The 23,250-nt window shown below is 61.8% G+C and carries 22 protein-coding genes; 18 read left to right on the forward strand and 4 right to left on the reverse strand.

What is annotated here, in order from left to right; all coding sequences use genetic code 11:
* Window positions 1-8 precede the first annotated feature (8 nt).
* Window positions 9-758: a FadR/GntR family transcriptional regulator gene (locus NCS28_RS26710; protein ID WP_250516784.1), complete on the reverse strand. Its 750-nt coding sequence runs from the start codon at window positions 756-758 to the stop codon at window positions 9-11.
* A gap of 144 nt (window positions 759-902) precedes the next feature.
* On the opposite strand from NCS28_RS26710, the gene NCS28_RS26715 reads away from it, so the two are divergent.
* The 7 genes from NCS28_RS26715 (at window position 903) to NCS28_RS26745 (ending at window position 7,717) form a co-directional block, all read left to right on the forward strand.
* Complete coding sequence (locus NCS28_RS26715; RefSeq protein ID WP_250516785.1) at window positions 903-1,733, forward strand: SDR family NAD(P)-dependent oxidoreductase; 831 nt, start codon at window positions 903-905, stop codon at window positions 1,731-1,733.
* 103 nt (window positions 1,734-1,836) lie between these two features.
* Window positions 1,837-2,583, forward strand: a complete 747-nt coding sequence (locus NCS28_RS26720; protein WP_250516786.1) for an amino acid ABC transporter permease — start codon at window positions 1,837-1,839, stop codon at window positions 2,581-2,583.
* Window positions 2,580-3,233: an amino acid ABC transporter permease gene (locus tag NCS28_RS26725; RefSeq protein WP_250516787.1), complete on the forward strand. Its 654-nt coding sequence runs from the start codon at window positions 2,580-2,582 to the stop codon at window positions 3,231-3,233. The genes NCS28_RS26720 and NCS28_RS26725 overlap by 4 nt, the downstream gene beginning before the upstream one ends.
* The gene (locus NCS28_RS26730) at window positions 3,217-3,945 is read left to right on the forward strand and encodes an amino acid ABC transporter ATP-binding protein (RefSeq protein ID WP_250516788.1); all 729 of its coding nucleotides are present in this window, start codon (window positions 3,217-3,219) and stop codon (window positions 3,943-3,945) included. The genes NCS28_RS26725 and NCS28_RS26730 overlap by 17 nt, the downstream gene beginning before the upstream one ends.
* Window positions 3,946-4,001: 56 nt before the next feature.
* Window positions 4,002-4,799: a transporter substrate-binding domain-containing protein gene (locus NCS28_RS26735; protein ID WP_250516789.1), complete on the forward strand. Its 798-nt coding sequence runs from the start codon at window positions 4,002-4,004 to the stop codon at window positions 4,797-4,799.
* A 328-nt stretch (window positions 4,800-5,127) separates the two neighbouring features.
* Entirely contained in the window at window positions 5,128-6,849 is a 1,722-nt protein-coding gene (gene poxB / locus NCS28_RS26740; protein ID WP_250516790.1) for a ubiquinone-dependent pyruvate dehydrogenase, read from the forward strand.
* A 13-nt stretch (window positions 6,850-6,862) separates the two neighbouring features.
* Window positions 6,863-7,717 (forward strand): alpha/beta fold hydrolase, encoded by an 855-nt coding sequence (locus tag NCS28_RS26745; protein ID WP_250516791.1) that lies wholly within the window; start codon window positions 6,863-6,865, stop codon window positions 7,715-7,717.
* A gap of 6 nt (window positions 7,718-7,723) precedes the next feature.
* On the opposite strand, the gene NCS28_RS26750 is transcribed toward NCS28_RS26745, so the two are convergent.
* Window positions 7,724-8,518 carry a DUF899 domain-containing protein gene (locus NCS28_RS26750; RefSeq protein WP_250516792.1) on the reverse strand — a complete coding sequence of 265 codons (795 nt, stop codon included), beginning with the start codon at window positions 8,516-8,518 and terminating at the stop codon, window positions 7,724-7,726.
* Between the two features lie 158 nt (window positions 8,519-8,676).
* Window positions 8,677-9,186: a DUF6622 family protein gene (locus NCS28_RS26755; protein ID WP_250516793.1), complete on the reverse strand. Its 510-nt coding sequence runs from the start codon at window positions 9,184-9,186 to the stop codon at window positions 8,677-8,679.
* Window positions 9,187-9,499: 313 nt separating this feature from the next.
* On the opposite strand from NCS28_RS26755, the gene panS reads away from it, so the two are divergent.
* Window positions 9,500-10,459, forward strand: a complete 960-nt coding sequence (gene panS / locus NCS28_RS26760) for a ketopantoate/pantoate/pantothenate transporter PanS (protein WP_250516794.1) — start codon at window positions 9,500-9,502, stop codon at window positions 10,457-10,459.
* A 54-nt stretch (window positions 10,460-10,513) separates the two neighbouring features.
* On the opposite strand, the gene NCS28_RS26765 is transcribed toward panS, so the two are convergent.
* Complete coding sequence (locus NCS28_RS26765) at window positions 10,514-11,089, reverse strand: thioredoxin family protein (protein ID WP_250516795.1); 576 nt, start codon at window positions 11,087-11,089, stop codon at window positions 10,514-10,516.
* 233 nt (window positions 11,090-11,322) lie between these two features.
* Here NCS28_RS26765 and NCS28_RS26770 point away from each other — a divergent pair, with 233 nt between their 5' ends.
* The 10 genes from NCS28_RS26770 to NCS28_RS26815 all read left to right on the forward strand — a co-directional run bounded on the left by NCS28_RS26770 (window position 11,323) and on the right by NCS28_RS26815 (window position 23,138).
* A complete protein-coding gene (locus NCS28_RS26770; RefSeq protein WP_250516796.1) occupies window positions 11,323-13,077 on the forward strand; it encodes a cytochrome c biogenesis protein DipZ in 1,755 nt (584 codons plus the stop codon).
* Window positions 13,078-13,459: 382 nt separating this feature from the next.
* Window positions 13,460-14,746 (forward strand): quaternary amine ABC transporter ATP-binding protein, encoded by a 1,287-nt coding sequence (locus tag NCS28_RS26775; protein ID WP_250516797.1) that lies wholly within the window; start codon window positions 13,460-13,462, stop codon window positions 14,744-14,746.
* The gene (locus NCS28_RS26780) at window positions 14,743-15,633 is read left to right on the forward strand and encodes an ABC transporter permease (protein ID WP_250516798.1); all 891 of its coding nucleotides are present in this window, start codon (window positions 14,743-14,745) and stop codon (window positions 15,631-15,633) included. The genes NCS28_RS26775 and NCS28_RS26780 overlap by 4 nt, the downstream gene beginning before the upstream one ends.
* A 57-nt stretch (window positions 15,634-15,690) precedes the next feature.
* Entirely contained in the window at window positions 15,691-16,572 is an 882-nt protein-coding gene (locus NCS28_RS26785; protein WP_250516799.1) for a glycine betaine ABC transporter substrate-binding protein, read from the forward strand.
* A 55-nt stretch (window positions 16,573-16,627) separates the two neighbouring features.
* Window positions 16,628-17,515, forward strand: a complete 888-nt coding sequence (locus NCS28_RS26790) for a dihydrodipicolinate synthase family protein (protein ID WP_250516800.1) — start codon at window positions 16,628-16,630, stop codon at window positions 17,513-17,515.
* A gap of 5 nt (window positions 17,516-17,520) precedes the next feature.
* Entirely contained in the window at window positions 17,521-18,852 is a 1,332-nt protein-coding gene (locus NCS28_RS26795) for an NAD(P)/FAD-dependent oxidoreductase (protein ID WP_250516801.1), read from the forward strand.
* Between the two features lie 17 nt (window positions 18,853-18,869).
* The gene (locus NCS28_RS26800) at window positions 18,870-20,363 is read left to right on the forward strand and encodes an aldehyde dehydrogenase (protein ID WP_250516802.1); all 1,494 of its coding nucleotides are present in this window, start codon (window positions 18,870-18,872) and stop codon (window positions 20,361-20,363) included.
* 17 nt (window positions 20,364-20,380) lie between these two features.
* Window positions 20,381-21,151: a pyrroline-5-carboxylate reductase gene (locus tag NCS28_RS26805; protein WP_250516803.1), complete on the forward strand. Its 771-nt coding sequence runs from the start codon at window positions 20,381-20,383 to the stop codon at window positions 21,149-21,151.
* Window positions 21,152-21,202: 51 nt separating this feature from the next.
* Window positions 21,203-22,204: a LysR family transcriptional regulator gene (locus NCS28_RS26810; protein WP_250516804.1), complete on the forward strand. Its 1,002-nt coding sequence runs from the start codon at window positions 21,203-21,205 to the stop codon at window positions 22,202-22,204.
* Window positions 22,205-22,211: 7 nt separating this feature from the next.
* Window positions 22,212-23,138, forward strand: coding sequence for a LysR substrate-binding domain-containing protein (locus NCS28_RS26815; RefSeq protein ID WP_250516805.1), 927 nt, complete (start codon window positions 22,212-22,214; stop codon window positions 23,136-23,138).
* The last annotated feature ends 112 nt before the right edge of the window (window positions 23,139-23,250 follow it).

Consider the following 23,250-nt stretch of genomic DNA (forward strand, 5'->3'; position numbering starts at 1 on the left):
GCATTCACTCACGCTGAAGACGCCTGCGCCCGCCGCAATCTCTCGCGGCTATTGATCAAATGCAGGCGCATCGCCGTGCGCGCGGAATCGGCATCGCCGCGCTCGATGGCATCCGCGATCTGTTCATGCTCGCGATTCACGCGCATCAGATACTCGGCGTAGTGTTCGCGCGGAATGGGCCTGGCCGTGATACGCGTGCGCGGGATCATCCGCGTGCCGAGATGTTCCATGATCTCGACGAAATAACGATTGCCCGTCGCATGCGCGATCTCCATGTGAAAACGCAAATCGGGCGATACCGTATCCGATGCAGCGCCGACGTTCCGCGAGAAATCCGCGAGCGCCGAACGCATCGTCGCGAGGCGCGCGGCATCGCAACGCATGGCCGCGAGTCCCGCGCTCTCCGTCTCGAGACTGATGCGCAATTCGAGGATGGCCAGTGCGTCGATCGAGCCAGCGACATCGGCGGGATCGAGTTGCAATAGCGGCGACGCCCCCGAATCGCATACAAAAGTCCCGATGCCATGCCGCGTCTCGACGAGCCCAGCCGCCTGCAATCGCGATAGCGCCTCACGCACGACAGTGCGGCTCACACCGAAACGCTGCACCATCTCCGCTTCGGTCGCGAGGCGGGCGCCGGCCTTCAACTCCTTCGCATCGATTTGCGTGCGCAACGCATCGACGAGTTGCGCAGTGAGGCTGCGTCGCGCGCCAGGCGGCGCAATGAATGCATCATGCAGATCGGGCGATAGCGTCACGGCGTTCTCATTGGAATGGGTTTTACACACATTGACAAATCGTTCGGCAAATGATGATATGCGTCATGTAGTGATATGACAACGTACAAGAAGACGCGAGCAGGGTAATCCCTAGCGACGACAGCCTTCAGGAGACACGATTCGATGGAACAACAAATCAACGACGCCGCGCGATTCGATCGTCTGCTGCTGACGGGCGCCGCGGGCGGTATCGGACGGGCGATCCGTCATCGCGTCGCCGAATTCGCGCAGCATGTGCGCCTCTCCGATTTGCCGGGCTTGCTTCCGGCCGATACGGCGCCTCACGAAGAACTCGTTCCCTGCGATCTGGCCGACCGCCAGGCGGTCGATGCGCTCGCGGCCGATTGCGATGCGATCATCCATCTCGGCGGCGTGTCGGTGGAGCGCCCCTTCGAGGAGATTCTCGAAGCCAACATCAAGGGCGTGTTCAATCTGTATGAAGCGGCTCGCCGTCAGGGTGTCGGGCGCATCGTGTTCGCGAGCTCGAATCACGTCACGGGTTTTTATCGGCAGGACGAACGAATCGACGCCGCCGCGCGCAAACGTCCCGATGGTTACTACGGCTTGTCGAAGTCGTTCGGCGAAGACATGGCGCAGATGTATTTCGATCGCTATGGCATCGAGACCGTGAGCATCCGCTTAGGCTCGGTGTTTCCGGAGCCGAAGGACCGCCGCATGATGGCGAGCTGGATGAGCTATGACGATTTCCACGAACTACTGCGCCGCAGCCTCTTCACGAAGGACGTGGGCCATACGATCGTGTTCGGCATGTCCGCGAACGCCCACACGTGGTGGGACAACCGCTGCGCCGCGAATCTGGGCTTCGTGCCGCGCGACTCGTCCGAGCAGTTCCGCGAAAAGATCGAAGCAACGCCGCCGCCCGCGCCCACCGATCCCGTGGCCGTGCTGCAAGGCGGCGCGTTCACGACGACAGGCCCCTTCGACCCGGTTTAATGCATGCAACATGCAGTATGACGACATTCGTAGTATGTCGTCATACATCCAGCGCCGGCCGCACTGAGCAAGACGACCGGACATCACAGGAACATTTGCCGCCATGTTTTCTCTCGACTTTTCACCGCTGTTGCCGTACTGGCCGACGTTCCTCCTGGGCGCGTGGCTCACGCTCAAGATGACGTGCGTGGCCGTGTTCTTCGGCCTGCTCCTCGGCATGCTCGTCGCGTTCGCCAAGCGCGCGAAGGTGCCGGTGCTCACGCGCGTCTGCATCGTCTATATCGAGGCCGTGCGCAATACGCCGTTTCTCGTGCAGATCTTTCTTCTGTATTTCGGGCTTGCGAGCATCGGCTTGCGCATGCCGACCTTCGCGGCCGCCGCGCTCGCCATGACGATCAACATCGGCGCCTACGCGGCCGAGATCATTCGCGCCGGTCTGGAATCAGTGCCGCGCGGACAGATCGAAGCGGCCGAGTGTCTCGGGCTTTCGAAGTGGCGCATCGGCTGGCACGTGATGCTGCAGCCGTCGATCGAAAAGGTCTATCCCGCGCTGACGAGCCAGTTTCTGTTGATGATGCAGGCCTCTGCGATCGCGTCGCAGATTTCGGCCGAGGAGCTCACTGCGGTCGCCAACACCGTGCAGTCCGATACGTTCCGCTCGCTCGAAACATACATCGTGGTGGCGGCGTTGTATCTCGCGTTGTCGCTGATCATCAAGCTGATCGCGTGGGCGGTGGGCGAGCATCTCTTCAAGCGCCGCCGCGCGATTCGCCTTGCCGCAAAGCGCGCGGGCAAGACGCCGCCCGATTCGCAGCGTATCGATACCGTCATTCCGGGAGGTGCGGCATGAGCGGCGGATTCACTTCATCGCATCTTGAATACCTGGTGCAATCGATCGGCTGGACGATCGCGCTTTCCCTGCTCGCGTTCGTGCTCGGCGGCATCGGCGGCTTTTGCGTGATGCTCGCGCGCATCTCGCCGCGCGCGTGGCTGTCGCGTGCCGCGCTCGTCTATATCGAAGCCATTCAGGGCATTCCGCTGCTGATCCTGCTCTTCATCGTGTACTTCGGTTTGTCGGTCTATGGCTATCAGGTGCCCGCGCTCGTCGCGGCCGGCCTTGCGCTGATGGTCTATTCGAGCGCCTATCTCGGCGATATCTGGCGCGGCTGCATCGAAGCCATGCCGAAGCCGCAGTGGGAAGCATCGGAGTGCCTGTCGCTCACGCGCTGGCAGACATTGCGCCTCGTGATCATTCCGCAGGCGATGCGTCTCGCGTTGCCGCCGACCGTAGGCTTTCTCGTGCAGCTCATCAAGATGACGTCGCTCGCTTCGGTGATCGGCTTCGTCGAACTGACGCGCGCGGGGCAGATCATCAACAACTCGATCTTTCAGCCGTTCCTCATCTTCGGACTGGTCGGCGCTTTCTATTTCGTCCTGTGCTATCCGCTTTCGCGCTGGAGCCAATCGATGGAGAACAAGCTCAATGTCAGCAATCGTTAAGGTCGACGATATTCACAAGAGCTTCGGCTCCAATCATGTTCTCAAGGGCGTGTCGTTCGAAGTCAACAAGGGCGAGATGATCGCCGTGATCGGCGCGAGCGGCTCGGGCAAGAGCACGGCGCTGCGCTGCATTGACAGGCTCGAGACGATCGACCAGGGGCAGATCGAAGTGTGCGGCATTCGCGTCGACGATCCGAAAGTCGATCTGCATTTGTTGCGCCGCGAAGTGGGCATCGTGTTTCAAAGCTATAACCTCTTTGCGCATCTGACGGTGGAAGAGAACATCATGCTTGCGCTGCGTCATGTGAAGAAGATGTCGAGCGACGAAGCGCGACGTATCGCGATGAACGTGCTGGAGCAGGTCGGTCTCGCACAGAAGGCCGATGCGTATCCCGAACAATTGTCAGGCGGACAGCAGCAGCGCGTGGCGATAGCGCGCTCGCTCGCGATGTCGCCGAAGGTGATGCTGTTCGACGAAGTGACGTCGGCGCTCGATCCGCAACTGACGGGCGAAGTGCTGCGCGTGATGGAAGACCTCGCGGCCGACGGCATGACGATGCTGCTTGTCACGCACGAGATGGCGTTCGCCAAGCGAGTCGCGGATCGCATCATCTACATGCATCAGGGCAAGGTGTGGGAAGTGGGCGACGGCAGCATGCTCGATGCGCCGCGCACGCCCGAACTGCGCGCATTTCTCGATAACGGACTTTGATATCCGCGGCATTCCTATCCAGCAACATGCAGCATCAATAACGACGGAGACTCGACTTGAAAGCGAAGACAATCATTGCACGCGCGGCCCTCGCAACTTTGATGATGGCAGGCGCGGTGCACAGCGCGATGGCCGATCAACTCGACGACATCAAGAAGGCGGGCGTCGTGCGCGTCGCGATCGCGATCGGCACGCCGCTCTTCAGCTATGCGGATCAGAACCTGAAGCCCGCGGGATCGGACGTGGATACGGCCACCGCTCTCGCGAAGGATCTCGGCGTGAAGCTCGAGCTCGTGCAAATCACCAATGCCGCGCGCATTCCGACCCTGCAAGCGAAGCGCGCGGACCTCGTCATATCTTCGCTATCGGTCACGCCGGAGCGCGCGAAAGTGGTCGATTTCTCGAACCCGTATGCGGTGATCTCGATCATCGTCGGCGGCGTGAAGACGATCAAGGTGAAGGATTATGCGGACCTCGACGGCAAGACCATCGGGCTCACGCGCGCCACGGTGAACGACACGCTCACGACGCAACAGGCGAAGGGCGCGCAGATCCAACGCTATGAGGACGACGCGACGCTCATCACATCGATGGTCACAGGTCAGGTCGAGCTTTTCTCCAGCACGCCTTCGAACCTGAAGGAAATGCAGGATCGCGCGCCGCAACGCAACATCGAGATGAAGTTCGAGCAGAAGACCTTCGATCTGGGCATCGCGATGAACAAGGATCAGCCGCGTTTGAAGGAATGGGTGAACAACTGGGTCGGTACGAACATGAAGAACGGGAACTTGAATACGATTTACAAGAAGTACCACGGCCGGGATTTACCGGATGCGGTGCGCAAGGGCGCCTGAGTTAGGCAATCCGACGATCAAAGTAGAGAAAGCACAGCGGGGCCGATCGACTCGGCCCCGTTTGTCGTTTGCATTTCGCATACAAGATTCCGCGGCGATAGTGCATTCGAAAGACCGCTATGTGCGGCACTCGAAAGCCCTGTGCAAGCCACGCTGAATCGCCGCTGCCATGCGGTTTCGCCACCGTTCAAGACAAGCCGCCGCGCTCCGGCGTACACTCGCTTTGCGTTTTGAATCCTGCATGCATTGAGCCATAACGGGTGTAGGGCGCCGCTCTGCCCGCGCATCCGCCATTCATTGGACTCCCTCTCTTCATCACAGGAACATCATGGCCAAGAACACGGTAGCGGATTATCTGGCGAAGACGCTTGCGGCAGCGGGCGTCGAACGCATCTGGGGTGTCACGGGCGACAGCTTGAACGGACTTGCATTCAGTCTCGATCGCGTGGGCTCGATACGCTGGATGCATACGCGTCACGAAGAAGCGGCCGCCTTCGCAGCGGGCACGGATGCAGCCGCCACGGGCAAGCTCGCCGTGTGCGCCGGGAGTTGCGGGCCGGGCAATCTGCATCTCATCAATGGGCTGTACGACTGCCATCGCAATCATCAACCCGTGCTCGCCATCGCCGCGCATATCCCGTCGACCGAGATCGGACTGGGCTACTTCCAGGAGACGCATCCGCAGGAGTTGTTCAAGGAATGCAGCCACTTTGTCGAACTGGTGTCGAATGCCTCGCAGTTTCCACGCGTGCTAGAACGTGCGATGCGCACGGCGCTCGATCAGCGCGGCGTCGCGGTCATCGTGTTGCCGGGCGATGTCGCATTGAGCGAAGGTCCGAGCGTCGAGCCGCGCTGGACCGCGAGTTCGCCGGGCGCGATCGTGCCGTCCGATGCCGATCTCGGCAAACTCGCCGACCTGCTGAACGGCTGCGAAGCGGTGACGATCATGTGCGGCAGCGGCGTCGCCGGCTCGCACGACGAAGTCGTCAAGCTTGCCGATACGCTCGGCGCGCCCATCGTGCATGCGCTGCGCGGCAAGCAGTTCATCGAGTACGACAATCCGTTCGATGTCGGCATGACGGGGCTCATCGGCTTCAGCTCGGGCTATCACGCGATGATGTCGTGTGATACGTTGCTTCTGCTCGGCTGCGATTTTCCGTATCGTCCGTTCTATCCGCCGCATGCGAAGATCGTGCAGATCGACTGGCGTGGCTCGCAATTGGGACGTCGCGCGCCGCTCGAAATGGGGCTCGTTGGCACGATCAAGGAAACGCTTACGGCGCTTCTGCCCAAGCTTCAGCGCAAGGGCGAACGGCGTTTCCTGGAGAATGCGCTCAGGCACTATGCGACCGCTCGCAAGGACCTCGACGATCTCGCGACGCCGTCCGCGCCAGGACGTCCGATCCATCCGCAATATCTCACGAAGCTCGTCGATGAGATTGCCGCCGAAGACGCGATCTTTACCGTGGACGTCGGCACGCCGACGCTCTGGGCCGCGCGCTATCTGACGATGAACGGCAAGCGCCAGTTGCACGGCTCGTTCAATCACGGCTCGATGGCCAACGCGATGCCACAGGCGCTCGGCGTGCAGGCCGCGCAACCGCAACGTCAGGTGGTATCGCTGTCGGGCGATGGCGGCCTCTCGATGTTGCTCGGCGATCTTCTCTCCGCCGTGCAACTCGAATTGCCGATCAAGGTCGTCGTGTTCAACAACAGTCTGCTCGGCTTCGTGTCGATGGAACTGAAGGCGGGCGGTTATCTCGACACCAACGTTGATCTAAGCAAGACCGATTTCTCGCAGATCGCGAAGGGTGCGGGCATCTGGTCGGTGCGCGTGGAAGAGTCGGAGCAACTCGAAAACGCCTTGCGGGAAGCGTTCGCGCACAAGGGACCGGCGGTGGTCGATGTCGTCACATCGAAGCATGAGCTCGCGATGCCGCCGACCATCGAGTTGTCGCAGGCTAAAGGCTTCAGTCTCTACATGTTGCGAGCGATCCTGAGCGGGCGCGGCGATGAAATCGTCGAACTCGCGCGCACGAACCTGCGTTGAGCGAGACAGCGCAATGAGCGAAACGAAAGGCAGCTTGCCGCTCGATCATGTTTTCGACTTCGAAGGACAGGCCGTGCGCTACGGCGTGATCGGCGAGGGGGCGCCGCTCGTGCTGGTGCATGGAACGCCGTTTTCGTCGCAAGTATGGCGGCGTATCGCGCCGATTGCGGCCCGCTCGCGGCGCGTGCATTACTTCGATCTGCTGGGTTATGGCGTGTCGGACATGCGCGACGGACAGGATGTTTCGCTCGGCGTGCAAAACCGCTTGCTGGCAGCGCTTATCGCGCACTGGAGCGCCGGCTGGAATGGCGCATCGCCCGAGGTGCTCGCGCATGACTTCGGCGGCGCGACATCGCTCAGGGCGGCGCTGTTGAACGGCTGCGCGTATCGTTCGTTGGTGCTCGTCGATCCCGTTGCCGTGGCGCCTTGGGGGTCGCCCTTCGTGCGTCATGTGCGTCAGCATGAAGCCGCGTTCGCAGGTGTGCCGCCGTACATGCATTGCGCGATGCTCGATGCTTATCTGCAAGGCGCGGTGCATCGAAAGTTGCCGGAAGAGACGTTGCTCATTTATACGCGGCCTTGGACGGGCGAAAAGGGACAGGCCGCGTTCTATCGGCAGATTGCGCAGATGGATCAGCGTTTTACGGATGAAGTGCAATCGCGCTACGGCGAATTGACGTGCCCTGTGTCGATTCTCTGGGGCGAGGAAGACGAATGGATACCGGTCGAGCGCGGCGTCGAACTCGCGTCGCTGATTCCGCATGCACGCTTCACGCGCGTACCCGGATCAGGACATCTGATGCAGGAAGACGCGCCCGAGGCGATCGTCGGCGAATGGCTGACGTTCACGAGCGCGATCGAACCGTGATTGCTTTCACCCCTTGTTTTTAGCGCTCTCTGCGCGAAATGCCGCTTCGCCCGCGTCGGATACTTCGACCCATTTTCTATCGGGCGGCGCAGCGTCGATATAGCTGTCGTGCCAGTTCCACCACTTGTAGGTCTGTGTCTGCGGATAACCTTCAGGCGAGTCTTCCCACAGCTCCTGACGCCCGAGCGGCGTGATGTCGAGATAGTTCCACGTATTGCCCATCTGCTCGTCGCCGCGATTGTTGAGGAAGTACGTGCGGAATACCTGATCTCCATTGCGGAAGAACACGTTCGTGCCGTGCCATTCGTCGACGCCGAAGTCGGCATCGAAGCTATCCGTCAATGTGAACCACGGAATGTCCCAGCCCATGCGTTCCTTCAGCCGCGCGATGTGTTCTTGCGGTGCACGCGATACGAATACGAGCGTGGTGTCGCGTGCATTCAGATGCGCAACATGAGCGACCTGATCGGCGACGAGCGAGCATCCCCGGCATGCATGCTCGGGCCAGCCGAACACGCCGGGTTCATAGAACGCACGATAGACGATCAACTGACGCCGTCCGTCGAAGAGATCGATAAAACTTGTCTTGCCGTCCGGACCTTCGAACATATAGTCCGTTTTCACGGCCATCCACGGCATGCGGCGGCGCTCGGCGGCGAGCGCGTCGCGTGCGCGCGTGCTGGCCTTTTCCTTCACGAGCAAGTGTTGACGCGCCGCTTCCCACGCCTCTTGCGACACGACGGGCGGCGTGCGCATTTCAGTACGCGCGCTCGCCGTTCCTTTTTCGTCTGATGTAGTCATGGCTTTTGCAACCTCCTGAGTTGTTCTCCGTGCAATCAGTGTGAACTCGAAAGCGAATGACCGGGAGTAACAAGTGTGACGGCATTTTCATGGAGGTTGTTTGTACGTTCTTCATGATGCCGACCGCGTGCGTTCCACGATCGGCGAGCGAACATCGTTCAGGCCCACGAGGCACGCAGTGCGTGCATCGTTTTCCAGTAGGTGAAGAAGCGTCCGGCGAACATGCCCGCAACGACGCCCGACACCGCTGCATCGATGACCGCATACATCGCGAGCGCCGACAGGTTCGTCACGGTCGCCATTTCGATGCCGATCCAGAACTTCGCGATAAACGTAGCGGCGATCAGCAGCAAGGGCACGATCGACCCCGGCAGCATGACGGTACGAGCCATCGGATCGGCAATGAAGCGACTGCGGCTCGCGTTGAACACGCCACCCGTGAAGCCTACGCCGAGCGCGACGATCCACGCAGCGACCGCAGCCCAGCCCACGACAGGCGATGAAACCAGATGCGAGATACCCATGCCCGCGAAAATCAGCGGGATGATTGCGAGTTTCGAAAGCGGCGTGGTGCTGGCCTGCATTGCCTTGATGCCGCGATACAAGAGAAACGCGAGCAGCACCCAGACCCATGTCGGTGTGCCTTGAATGATGGCGATCGGTGTCATGTTCATCTCCTTCAGACCGGTTGTTTGATGCGCATCTTGCCGCCGAAGAATTAGCTGCGAATGAGTTGGGTGAGCAGCTCGCTGATATCGCGTGAATTAAGCGCTTCCCGAATGCCGGCTTCGCGCCGGGTAAAATGCGATGCCTGTCCGCTGCTTCGGCCAACGATGCGTAACCCGCGCGTTTCCGGCGTCGCGGGCCGCGTCCGCCCCACGAAGGCAAACATCCATCCGTCTGCGCCCGTCCGGTCATCCCGCGTACCGCCGCTTTCGCTGAACCACACACGACACGCAACGACATTCGAGGATTGCTTTCATGCTTGCCCGCATCACCCGCCTTTTCCCGGTCTGGGCTGTACTCGTTTCCATCGCCGCCTACAGCGCGCCTTCGTCCGTGACGGGCATCGCGCCGCACGTCACGACGCTTCTGACGATCATCATGCTGTCGATGGGCGTCACGCTTTCCATCGACGATTTCAGGCGCGTGTTCACGCGCCCCGCGCCGGTCATCGCGGGGATCGTGCTGCATTACCTCGTCATGCCGCTTGCGGCATGGGCCATCGCGAAAGCGCTGCGCATGCCGCCCGATCTGACGGCGGGCATGGTGCTCGTCGGCAGCGTGGCGAGCGGCACGGCGTCGAACGTGATGATCTATCTCGCGCGTGGCGATGTGGCGCTGTCCGTCACGATCAGCGCGTTGTCGACGCTCGTCGGCGTGTTCGCCACGCCGCTCCTCACGCGGCTTTATGTCGATGCATCGATCGCTGTCGACGTACACGGCATGTTGATGAGCATCGTGCAGATCGTCGCGCTGCCGATCGTCATCGGGCTCGTCGTGAATCATCTCTTCGGCAAGCTCGTGCGCAAGATCAAATGGGCGTTGCCGCTCGTGTCGATGGTATCGATCCTGCTGATCATCGCGGCGGTCGTCGGCGGCACGCAGAAGAGCATCGCGTCGGTGGGCGTGGTCGTCGCGGTGGGCGTGGTGCTGCACAACGGCATCGGTCTTCTGGGCGGCTACTGGGGCGGCCGTCTGCTCGGCTTCGATGAAGCCGTCTGCCGCACGCTCGCGATCGAAGTCGGCATGCAGAACTCGGGCCTCGCGGCAACGCTCGGCAAGCTGTATTTCACGCCGATCGCGGCTTTGCCCGGCGCATTGTTCTCCGTGTGGCATAACTTGTCGGGATCCATGCTCGCGGGCTATTGGGCAGGACGCCCGGCGAAAGGCTCCACGCGCGACACTGATGCAGAAGGCGTCGTCGCGCGACAGAATTGAGCGTTCGCACGCAATCGAGTGAACCTAGAAACGCGCCCACGCCGGCGCGTTTTTTTAACCCTTCTTGTCGTTCAATCCAAGCAGCCCGCGAATCGTTTCTTCGGTTTGCGCATAGCGCCCTTCGCCGAAGTGCGTGTACACGATCTTGCCGTTCTGATCGATCAGATAAAGCGCGGGCCAATACTGGTTGTTATACGCATTCCACGTTGCGTATCGATTGTCCTGCGCGACAGGATATTCGATCCCATACTTGGCGATAGCTTTCCTGAGGTTGCCGGTATCGCGCTCGAATGAATACTCGGGCGTATGCACGCCGACCACGACGAGCCCTTTATCCCGATAGCGCGCATACCAGTCCTTCACGTGCGGCAGCGTATGCGCGCAGTTGATGCAATCGAAGGTCCAGAAATCGACGAGCACGACCTTGCCGCGCAACTGCGCGAGATCGAGCGGCGCGCTATTGATCCAGTTATCGATGCCGGTAAAGTCGGGCGCTTGCGTGCCGGTCTGCTGCGTCGTATTCATACCGGCCGCGGAATCGGTCGATGAAAAAGCGGTGAGCGCCGCGACGGCGCCGAGTGCGGCGACCATCGCAGTGGAGACGGCGGCGATCTTGAGTCGAGCGAGCATGGCGGGTTCTCCTTTCGGTTGGACGTTGGAGCGTATTGAAGCGCGTGGATGTATCGGGCGCTTGTCCCGTTTGTATCGCCATGTATCCGGCGGCACGGCCGATACACGACGATGCGTTTCTGAAATCCTCGCGATACATGAGGGCGCTGGAATACGTCACATGGCCTGATGTGCCGTATTCCCCGGCGTCCGATGCCGGTCCGTCCAACCGATTTCCACGGGAAACCGATCTCATGTCACTCATCGTCATCGCATTGCTCGGCGGCGTGTTCACCGTGCTGAGCCCCTGCATCCTGCCGGTCGTGCCGTTCGTATTCGCGCGCTCGGACAAGCCCTTCGTCACCGATCGCCTGCCGCTTCTCATCGGGCTCGCGGGCACGTTCGCGCTCGTGACGGGCATCGGCGTCGCGGGTCTCGCGGGCGCCGCGCAACTGAATCAGTACGGCCGCTGGATCGCGCTCGCGACGCTTGCGTTGTTCGGCGCTGCGCTGCTGTTTCCATCGATTGCCGATCGGCTCACGCGTCCGTTGTCAACGCTCGCGGATCGCATCGCCGCGCGTTCCCGGACACAGGGCACGGCGGGCCGCATCGTTTCGTCGATGCTGCTGGGCGTGGCGACCGGGCTCTTGTGGGCGCCATGCGCAGGCCCGATCCTCGGCGTGATACTCACGGGCGCGGCCTTGCATGGCGCGAACTGGCACACGGCTGCGGCGCTTGCCGCCTATGGCGTGGGTGCGGCGAGTTCGCTCGCGGTCGCGTCGAGCCTCGGCAAGCGCGCGATGGATAGCGTCAAGCGTTCGCTCGGCATCGGCGAACATCTGCGCCGCGCGATGGGCGCACTCGTCGTATTGACCGTGGCCGCGATAGCGACGGGCCTCGACACCCGCGTGCTCGCGCATATCCCCGGCGCGCCGACGAACGGCATCGAGAGCAAGCTGGTCGGCGTGCTGAAGGCGAAGCAGACCTCGCATAATGCACAGCAGAGCGCGCGCATCATGCGCGTATCGATGCCGGCTGCGCTTCCTGTTCAGGGCAAACTGCCATCGCTCGACGGCGCAACGGCCTGGCTCAATTCCGCGCCGCTTTCTGCCGATGCATTGCGCGGCAAGGTCGTCGTGGTCAATTTCTGGACGTACTCGTGCATCAACTGTCTGCGCACCTTGCCGTATCTCAAGACATGGGCGCAACGTTATGGCAATGACGGCCTCGTCGTGATCGGCGTTCATACGCCCGAGTTCGGCTTCGAGCGGGACACGGGCAACGTGAAGCGTGCGCTCGCGAACCTGAACATCAAGTACCCCGTTGCCGTCGATAACGATTACGGCATCTGGCGCGCGTTCGGCAATCAATACTGGCCCGCGTTTTATATCGTCGACGCACAAGGGCGCGTGCGCTTTCACCATTTCGGCGAAGGCGGATACCGGGAGGCAGAGAACGCGATTCGCCAGTTGCTCGCCGATAACGGCGCCACGATGACCGCACGCGATCAACAAACTGTGCAAGGCAACGGCGCTCAGGCGGCGGCCGATCCGGCGAACATCGCTTCGGACGAGACCTATGTGGGCTACAGGCAGGCGCAAGGCTTCGCGTCGCCGCAACGCGTGATGCCCGATTCCGTCGAAAGCTACACGCTGCCCGCGCGGCTCTCGCTCAACGACTGGGCGCTCGAAGGAAAGTGGAACGTGGGAGCGGAGGCGGCGACGCCGGCCGCGCCGCAAGCGCGCATTGCGTATCGCTTTCATGCACGCGATCTGCATCTCGTGCTCGGACCGACGCCGGACGGCAAGCCGGTGCGCTTTCGCGTGACGATCGATGGCGCAGCGCCCGGCGCATCGCATGGCGCGGACATCGCCGCCGACGGCAACGGCGTCGTGACGGGCGCGCGTCTTTATCAGCTCGTGCGTCAGTCGGGCGCGGTCGTCGACCGTACTTTCGAAATCGAGTTTCTCGATCCGGGCGCGCAGGCGTATAGCTTCACCTTCGGGTGATTCGCTTGCTAAATTTCTCGTTCGACGCCGCGCCGGATGCGCGGCGTTTTCGCTTTTAACATCAGAAAAAGTCATGCAGACGGCTCAAGCTAGGTGCATTCCCTAGCGTCGCTTTCGAAAGCTTGCGTGGCGCGCATCGTTCACGCGTACGCCCTTTACCCGCAAAGCCACGTCGGCTCTGGCTCTGCGGTGCTCGCGCAGCGCTGCACCATTCTCGAGCGGCTTCTGCAATGCTTCGATGCATTACCAGAAGTATCGGAAAGTGCTCAGAAAATGTCGGTGGGTGATCGAAATTGGCCATGTACGCTTCATTCAACGCAAAGAACGCCGGGATGTTCCGGCAGCGACATATCCATTTTTTTTCTGCTAGGTGGAATGACCGATGATTCCCAACCTGACGCTCGCACCGAACGACGTCACGAATCCGCTTCCCGCGCAGTCGGGAAACGTATCGACGGCCCGATCGGTTACGGCATCACAGACCGAGATACTCACGGTCAAGAATCTTTCGAAGATCTTTGGCGCGAAGCCGGAACGCGCTCAGGCGCTATTGGAACAAGGCCTCGGCCGCAACGAAATCTTCGCGCAGACGGGCAACATGGTCGCCGTCGACGATGTCAGCCTCGCCGTCAACGCAGGCGAGATCTTCGTCATCATGGGCCTGTCCGGTTCTGGCAAATCGACGCTCGTGCGTCTGCTCAACCGCTTGATCGAGCCGACGTCGGGACAAGTGATCCTCGAAGGCCGCGACATCGCGCCGATGAGCACGCCCGAACTGCGCGCCGTGCGCCGCGAAAAAATGGCGATGGTGTTCCAGTCTTTCGCGCTGCTGCCGAATCGCTCCGTCATCGACAACATCGCTTATGGTCTCGAAGTCGCGGGCAAGAAGAAAGCGGATCGTTATGAAGTCGCACGCGCCGCGTTGACACGCGTCGGTCTCGCTTCGTACGAGAAGCTGTTGCCGAGCGAACTGTCGGGCGGCATGCAACAGCGCGTCGGCCTGGCTCGTGCGCTCGCGGTGAATCCTTCCGTGCTGTTGATGGACGAGGCATTCTCCGCGCTCGATCCGCTCATCCGCTTCGAGATGCAGAACGAGTTGCTGCGCTTGCAGAAGGAAGAACGGCGCACGATCGTTTTCATCTCGCACGATATCGAAGAAGCGGTGAAGATCGGCGGGCGCATCGGCATCATGAAAGACGGCCGCCTGATTCAAGTGGGCACGCCGGCCGAACTCATCCAGTCGCCCGCAGATGACTACGTACGCGACTTCTTCCGCAACGTCGATGTCTCGCGCTTCCTCGAAGCATCGAGCCTGATGACGAAAGTCGAGCGCGGTCTCATCGCGTGCAACACGAGCGCGCCGTCGGAGCGCTATCTGAACAGCCTGATCGACAGCGGCGCCGAGTGCGGATACGTCTGCGACGAGGCGGGGCGTTATCAAGGCTGCGTGACGCCCGCATCGCTGCACAAGAGCGGCAACCGGCCGATCAGAGATGCGTTGCTTCGCGATGTCGCGGCGGTCCCGCTGACCGCCGATCTTCATCAACTCGCGAATATTGCGCTCGGCCAGCAGCACGACGTGCCGGTCACCGACGAACAGGGCAGACTCGCGGGCGTGGTGTCGTGCCGCACGATTCTCAAGCAGGTCATGGAGCGGAGGGCAGCATGAATTCCTCGATCTTTGGAAAGTTTGCCGAAGATGCAGTCAACTTTCTTTTCTCGCACTTTCGCGGCGGTTTCGACGCATTTTCGGCCGCGCTCGGCGCGGTCGTCAAGCTGCTCGAAGATGGCCTCGGCGCAGTGCCGTTTATCGCGATGCTCGTGATTCTCATGGCGCTCGCGCTGTGGAGAAGAGGTGTCGTGTTCGCGGTGTTCGTCGGTGCGGCGCTCTATGTGATCGACTACATGGGCCTTTGGGCGCAGACGGTTTCGACGCTCGCGCTCGTCGTCGCGGCGACGTTCTTCAGTCTCGTGATCGGGGTGCCGCTCGGCATCTGGGGTGCACGCAACAGGCGTGTGGAAGTCGTGCTGCGTTCCCTGCTCGACTTCATGCAGACGATGCCCGCGTTCGTCTATCTGATTCCCGCGGTCATTCTGTTCGGCCTCGGACGCGTGCCCGCAGTGATCGCGACGATCGTCTTCGCGATGCCGCCGGTCGTGCGCCTGACCACCCTCGGCATCCGCCAGGTGCGTGAGGAATTGCTCGAAGCAGGCCGCTCGTTCGGCAGCACGGATGCGCAACTGCTCTGGAAAATTCAGTTGCCGAATGCACTGCCTTCGATCATGGCGGGCGTGAACCAGACGATCATGATGGCCCTGTCGATGGTGGTGGTCGCTTCGATGATCGGCGCGGGCGGGCTCGGCGAATATGTGCTGAGCGGCATTCAGCGGCTCGATATCGGCATCGGCTTCGAAGGCGGACTCGGCGTAGTTCTGCTCGCGATCATTCTCGACCGATTGACGGAAAGTTTCGGCGTGAAGTCGAAGAAGTCGAAGAAGAAAGTCATCTCCACGCCGGTTGAGCCCGCCGCGGCCGGAAACACAGCTCAGACCTGAGCGTCACAGCGTCGACCAAACATTAATACTGAATCATTATTAGATACGGAGTACGAAATGAATAGCAGCTTCATAAGATCCATGATCGTCAAGATCGTGACGCCGGCCATCGTGGCGCTCGGGGCCGGTGCTACTCCGGCGATCTCGGCCGAGCCGATCAAGATCGCCGTCACGAATTGGGCCGACGTGCTCGCGGTCGCGAACGTCGCGAAGTACGTGCTCGAAACGAAGCTCCAGCAGCCCGTGCAGTTCGTTCAGGCGGATATCGGCATCCAGTATCAGGGCGTGTCGCGCGGCGATCTCGATATCATGGTCGGCGGATGGCTGCCGGTGACGCACGGTCAGTATGTGGCGCGCTACAAGGACACGCTCGACGACGTCGGCATCATCTACACGGGCGGCAAGAACGGCTGGGCGGTGCCCGCGTATGTGCCGGAGTCGCAGCTTTCGTCGATCGAAGACCTGAAGAAGCCCGAGGTGCAGAAGCAGCTCAACGGCGTGATCCAGGGCATCGAGCCGGGCGGCGGTCTCATGCAGGCGTCGGAGAGAACGATCAAGGCTTATGACCTGTCGGGCTACAAGCTGCAATCCTCGAGCGAGGCGGGCATGCTCGCCTCCGTGCAGCGCGCGTATGGATCGAAGCAATGGATCGTCGCGACCGTATGGAGCCCGCATTGGCTGTTCCAGAAGTGGCAGATGCGCTATCTGAAGGACCCGAAGGGCACGCTCGGCGGCGAAGAGCAAATTCACGCCTTCGCATCGAAACAGTTCGCGACCAAGTTTCCGCGCGCGGATGTACTCTTCAAGCACTACAAGCTGACTCTCGCGGATGTCGAGGCAATCGAATTCGAAGGCAATTCGACCAACGATTACGCGACGGCCGCGAAGAAGTTCGTCGACGCGCATCCGGACAAAGTGAAGGCGTGGCTCGCGCAGTGAAGCCGGGCGCGTATCGCGCATGAGCACACATCCTCCATTCATCAGAGAGACAAACATGAGCTTCGAAGGCGTACATACTCCGCTCGTCACCCCGTTCAAGGCCGACGGCGAAATCGATCACGACATGCTTGGCAAGCACGCCGCCAGTCTCGTGGGCCGCGTAGCGGGAATGGGCGTCGGGGGCACTACCGGCGAGTACTACGCGCTCAGCTTCGACGAGCGCGTGAAGACGTTCGATACGGTGGCGTCCGCGGTCGGCGGAAAGACGTATCTCACCGCCGGCATCAACGCGACCACGACGAAGGAAGTCCTGCGTATCGGACACGAAGCGAAGCGCGCGGGCTACGACGCGTTGCTCATCGCCGCGCCGTATTACGTGCAGCCGACGCAGGAAGAGTTGCTCGATCACCTGTTGAAGATCGATGATGCGCTCGACATGCCGATCATGCTCTACAACTTCCCCGCACGCACCGGCACGGCTATCGGCGATGAAGTGCTCGACAAGCTGCTCGCGCGTCCCAACTTCGCGGCGATGAAGGAAAGCACCGGTGATATCGCGCATCTGCATCATCTCGCGACGCATCTGCCGGAACGCTTCGTTCTCAGTTGCGGCATGGACGATCAGGCGCTCGAATTCTTTGCGTGGGGCGTGCGAAGCTGGGTCGCCGGTGCATCGAACTTTCTGCCCGAGGCGCATACCGATTTGCTCGAAGCATGCGTGAAACGCGGCGATTTCAACGCTGGCCGCAAGCTGATGACGCAATTGCTTCCGGTGCTCGAACTGCTGGAGCGCAGCGGCAAGTTCATCCAGTATGTGCGTTACGGATGCGAGCTCGCGGGCACGCGCGTCGGCAACGCGCGCGCGCCGCTCGGCACACTCAACGACGAAGAGCGCAGTGCCTTCGCGAAGATCGTTCAACCTTTGCTGCGCAACGCTCAGTAACGTGAATGGCCTCGAAACTGGACTTCATGCGGTTTCCCGCGCCCGATGGCGTGAACGGCTGGTGGGAGAGCATGCCGCCCGCCGCGCCCGCCAGAAGCGTGACGGGCGAAGCGCGCTTCGACTTCGTGGTGGTCGGTGGCGGCATTACCGGATTGTGCGCGGCGCGGCGGCTTGCCGAACTCGCGCCGGATGCATCGATCGCGCTCGTCGAAGCAGACCGCATCGGGCGCTCCACAGCGGGGCGCAATTCCGGCTTTTTCGTCGATTTGCCGCATGACATCAGCAGCGAAAGTTATTCGCGCAGTGTCGAGGCCGACAAGGCGGACGTGCGCTTGCAACGACATGGCATCGGCTATGTGCGCGACACGGTGAAGGCAAACGGTATCGATTGCGATTGGCGCGATGACGGAAAGTATCACGCGTCGGTGAACAAGAAAGGCCATGCGGCGCTGACTCATTTCGCGGATGGACTCGCGCGCATCGACGAACCCTGCGAGTGGCTCGACGAATCCGCGATCGCCAGCGTGACCGGCACACGCTTCTATCAAAGCGCACTCTTCACGCCGGGATGCAGCACGGTGCAGCCGGCGGCGCTCATGCGCGGCCTCGCCGCGACGCAGCCGTCGAACGTGATGGTCTTCGAGCTGAGCGCCGTGAAGGGCATGGAAACGCGCGGGCCGACGAAGCGTCTCAACTTCGCGAACGGCGCGATCGAGGCGAAGCGCGTCGTACTGTGCACCAATGCATATGCGGCGACGTTCGGCGGTCATCCGAACGGCCTGCTGCCGGTCTACACGTTCGCGTCGATGTCGCGCGTCATGACCGACAACGAGATCGCAAGGCTCGGCGGCATGAATTCCTGGGCGCTCATTCCGGCCGATCCGATGGGCACCACCGTGCGCCGCCTCGCGACGAACCGTATTTGCGTACGTAACCATTTCGCGTTCCGGCCGAACCTTTCGGTATCGGACGGCGATCTCGCGAAAGCGAAACATCTGCATCAACGCTCGTTCGACCGGCGCTTTCCGATGCTCGACGAGGTCGAGTTGCAACACACATGGGGCGGCGCGCTGTGCCTCTCGGCGAACAACGGCGCGCTCTTCGGCCAACGCGAAGATGGCGTCTTCGAAGCAGTGGGCTGCAACGGACTCGGCCTGAGCCGCGGATCGGCGGCGGGCAAGCTCATCGCCGAACACGCGCTCGGGCAATCGAACGAACTGATCGATCAACTGCTGAAACAGCCGCATCCGCGTTCTCTGCCGATGCGGCCGATCGCGGATGTCGCGGTATCGGCGGCAATCTGGATGAAGGAATTCTCGGCGGGGGCCGAACTTTGAATCTGAGAGGACATGACATGACGACGCATGAGGAATGGAAACGTCAGGCAGAACATCTGTCGCTCGACGGCCGCGCATTCATCGCGGGAGCACGCTGCAATGCCGTATCGAATGAAACGTTCGATACGCTGAATCCTTCCACCGGCAAGGTGCTCACGGAGATCGCGAAGTGCGACGCGAAGGACATCGACCGCGCGGTCGTCGCGGCGCGCAAGGCGTTCGAGTCGGGCGTGTGGTCGAAGGCCGCGCCCTCGCAGAGAAAGGCGGTCCTGCAGCGCCTCGCGCAACTCATCGACGACAACGCCGAAGAGCTCGCCCTGCTCGAAGCGCTCGAAGCGGGCAAGCCGATCAGCGAATGCATGGGGCTCGACATCCCCGAATCGGCGGCGTGCATCCGCTGGCATGCAGAGGTAACGGACAAGCGTTACGACGCGCTCTCGCCGTCGGGGCCGAGCGTCGTGAGCATGATCACGCGCGAGCCGATCGGCGTCGTCGGCGCGGTGCTGCCGTGGAATTTTCCCGCGCTGATGCTCGCGTGGAAGATCGGGCCGGCGCTGTCGGTGGGCAACAGCGTCATCGTGAAGCCGGCGGAGCAAACATCGCTTTCGACGCTGCGCATCGCCGATCTCGCACTCGAAGCAGGCGTGCCGCCCGGCGTGTTAAGCGTCGTGACGGGCTTCGGCGAAAGCGCGGGTCAGGCGCTCGGCACGCATGCGGATGTCGATCTCATCGCGTTCACGGGTTCGACCGAAACCGGCAAGCGCTTCCTGCGTTATTCCGCCGATACGAACCTGAAGCGCGTCGTGCTCGAATGCGGCGGAAAGAATCCGCAAGTCGTGTTGCCCGATGTCGCCAATCTCGATGCCGTCGCGGAGCAGGCCGTCGCCGCCGCGTTCTGGAACATGGGCGAGAACTGCAGCGCGGGCTCGCGCATTCTCGTTCACACGAGCCAGAAGGACGAACTGCTGCAAAAGGTGCAGGCCGTGCTCGAAGGATGGAAAACCGGCGATCCGCTCGATCCCGATGTCAAGCTCGGCTCGCTCATCGAAGAAGCGCATTACCGCAAGGTGCTCGGCCATATCGAGAAGGCGAAGGCGGAGGGCGCGCGCGTCGCGAGCGGCGGTCATGCGACGCTGACGGAAACGGGCGGCTGGTTCGTCGAGCCGACCATCTTCGACAATGTCACGCCGGAGATGAGCATCGCGCGCGACGAGGTCTTCGGCCCGGTCGTCTGCTTTATCGAATATGCTGATGTCGACGAGGCCGTGCGCATCGCGAACGATACGTGCTACGGACTCGCGGCATCGCTGTGGACCGACAACGTGAACCAGGCGCATAAAGTCGCGGCGCGCATTCGCGCGGGCACCGTGACCGTGAACTGCTTCGGCGAGGGCGATCTCTCGACACCCTTCGGGGGCTTCAAGCAGTCCGGTTTCGGCGGACGCGACAAGTCGGTCTACGCGCACGACCAATATTGCGAGCTGAAGACGACCTGGCTGAAGCTCGACTGATCATCGGACGAGGCAACATGCGCATTGGCTTCATAGGCACCGGCACGATCACGGAGGCAGTCGTGACCGGCATGATTCGTTTCGGCGTTTCTTTCGAGCGCATTGCGCTGTCGCCGCGCAACGCGAAGACCGCGGCGCGGCTGGCCGCGCTCGACGCGCGCATCGAGGTCTGCGAAGGCAATCAGCGCGTGCTCGATACGTCGGACGTCGTCTGCCTTGCGGTCGTGCCGCAGATCGCACAGGACGTTTTGAGCGAGCTGACCTTCAACGAGCGGCATCGCGTCATCAGCTTCATCGCGGGGAAATCGATCGATCAGATCGGGGCGCTCGTGCACCGTTCGGCCAGGATCGTGCGCGCGGTGCCGCTGCCCGCTGTGGCGGCGGGCAAGGGCAGCACGGCGATCTGTCCGCGCGACGACATCGCACGGGCGCTGTTCGCGCCGCTCGGCGAAGCGGTCGAAGTCGACGACGAGCATCAGTTCAACGCGTTGTCCGCCGCGACCGCGACGATGGCCGCCTTCTTCGCGCTGCTCGAGGAACAGGCGTCGTGGCTCGTGGCGCAAGGCGTGCCGTATGCGTCGGCCCGTTCGTTTTTGTCGGGCTATCATGTGGGGCTAGCTCATGAAACGACCTCGGGCACGGAGCCTTTCTCAGCGATGATCGGGCACGCGAGCACGCCCGGCGGCCTCAACGAGCAGCTCAACCGCGAACTGTCGGAGCGGGGCACGTACACGCACTATGCAGAGGCGCTCGACAACATCATGCGCCGCGTGCAGGGGCGTGGATAACGTAGAACAAGCGAAGAACAAGCGAACCTCGCGCCCTTGAAGGTGAGTCACATGCAGAAGAAACAGCAGTTCGCGGACCGGCTTCTCGCCCAGATGCCGTCATTGCGCGCGCTTCGGTGTTTCGTCACCGCGGCGCGTTACGAGAGCTTCACGCAAGCCGCGGAAGTGCTGTGCGTCACGCAGGCCGCCGTGAGCCGGCAGATCAAGGAACTCGAAGACACGCTCGAAGTCGCGCTCTTCGAACGCACCGGCCGACACATCGCGCTGACCGACGCGGGCCGCATTCTCTACAACGCGTCGTATCTCTCGATCATGAACATCGCCGAGGCGGCGCAGGCGGTGCGGCGCGTCGATCGCCACGCGTTGACGCTCTGCATCTCTCATACGTTTTCGGCGCTCTGGCTTTCGTTCAGGCTGCCCGCGTTTCGCCAGCGCTTTCCGAACATCCGCCTGCATGTGATGGTGACCGAGCACTTCATGGAACTCGACGAGCTCATGCAGCCCGATGTCATCATCACGAAGAATCCGCCGCGGGAGGCGGAGTACGAAGTGGAACCGCTCTTTCACGACATCGTTTATCCGGTATGCAGCGTTCCGTTTTTTGAGCGCTATTTTCATGGACGCACGTTGAAGCCGCTCGATCTGCTCGCGCATCCCACGCTTAGTCTTTCGCTGCTCGGGCGCGCGCAAGTGTGCGAGCACGTCGACTGGCGCGTGTGGAAGAACTGGTATCAGCAAGGCGACGGTTCCGACCGTCTCGATCAGCATGACAATTTCGAAAGCAACGACTATCGGCTGCTCGTCGCGCAGGCCGAAGCGGGCGAAGGGACGTTGCTCGGCTGGCATCATCTCGTGCATCGTCAGGTCGAGCAAAAAAAGCTGGTTCGACCCGTCGACGACGCGCTCGTGTTCCACGATCGTCATCACTATCTGATCACGCATCGCAATGCGAAAGCGCGCCCGGAATACATGCAGTTTCGCCAATGGCTCGACGAGGAGATCGGCGCGATGATGCAGGGATGGCCCGCAGCCGAATCGAAGGCCGTGCTCTGAGCGCCGCATGAAACCGGCAACCGAAAAAACGAAGGGGTATCGGCGGCTGATTCCATCGGTGACCGCACTCGTCGAATTCGAAGCCGTTGCGCGACTCGGCAGCTTCACGCTCGCGGCGCACGAACTGGGCGTCACGCAAGCCGCCGTGAGCCGTCAGGTGCGGTTCCTCGAAGAGACGCTCGGCACGCGGCTCTTTCGCCGGCTGCACCGCGCGATCGAGCTGACCGGCGAAGGCGAGGCGCTGTACCGCGTCGTCGCGGAATCGATGCAGAAGATCGCGAGCGTGTTCGACCGCATTGCGCGCGGACCCGTGCAGCAGGAGCTCGTGCTGGCCGCTACTTCGGCGTTCTCGCATTTCCGTCTTTTGCCGCGCCTCGCGTCGCTCAAGGCCGTGCAGCCCGATCTGCAACTGCGGTTGTCCACGCAAATGTTCACGGCGGATCTGCGGCACAAGGAGATCGATGTCGCGGTGCGCTTCGGCAACGGCGTCTGGCCGGACGGCACGGCGACGCTGCTCTTCGACGAGGAAGTGTTTCCGGTCTGCTCCCCTTCATGGCTCGAAAAGCAGCCCGCGCCGATGTCGCTGGAGGCGCTCGCGGGCGCTGTGTTCGTCGAATCGGATTCGACATCCGAAGGATGGATGGGCTGGGAAGAGTGGTTTCACGCGGTCGGCTTCCGGCCGATGCGCCTGAATTTCGCGCTGCGTTGCAGCCTCTACACGGATGCGATCCAGGCCGCGCGCTACGGCCAGGGCGTCGCGCTCGGCTGGGGCCGTCTCGTTCAGGATTTTATCGATAGCGGCGAACTGGTGAGGCTGAACGTGGCGTCGTTCAAGCCGGGCGATTCGTACTTCGCGGTCGTGCCGCACGGCCGGGCCATGACGCCCGCCATCGATGCGCTGATCGAGTGGCTGCGGGGCGATGCGCACGCATAACTCATAGTTATCCGACATCGAAAATAAAGCGCATTGACGCTATTTTTCAGCGATCCAATACTCAGGTTATCGCGGGACCACCCGAAGTCCCGATCCTGAACGATGGAGAGCG

This window comes from Caballeronia sp. INDeC2 (assembly GCF_023631325.1).
In the GTDB taxonomy this organism is placed as follows: Bacteria; Pseudomonadota; Gammaproteobacteria; order Burkholderiales; family Burkholderiaceae; genus Caballeronia.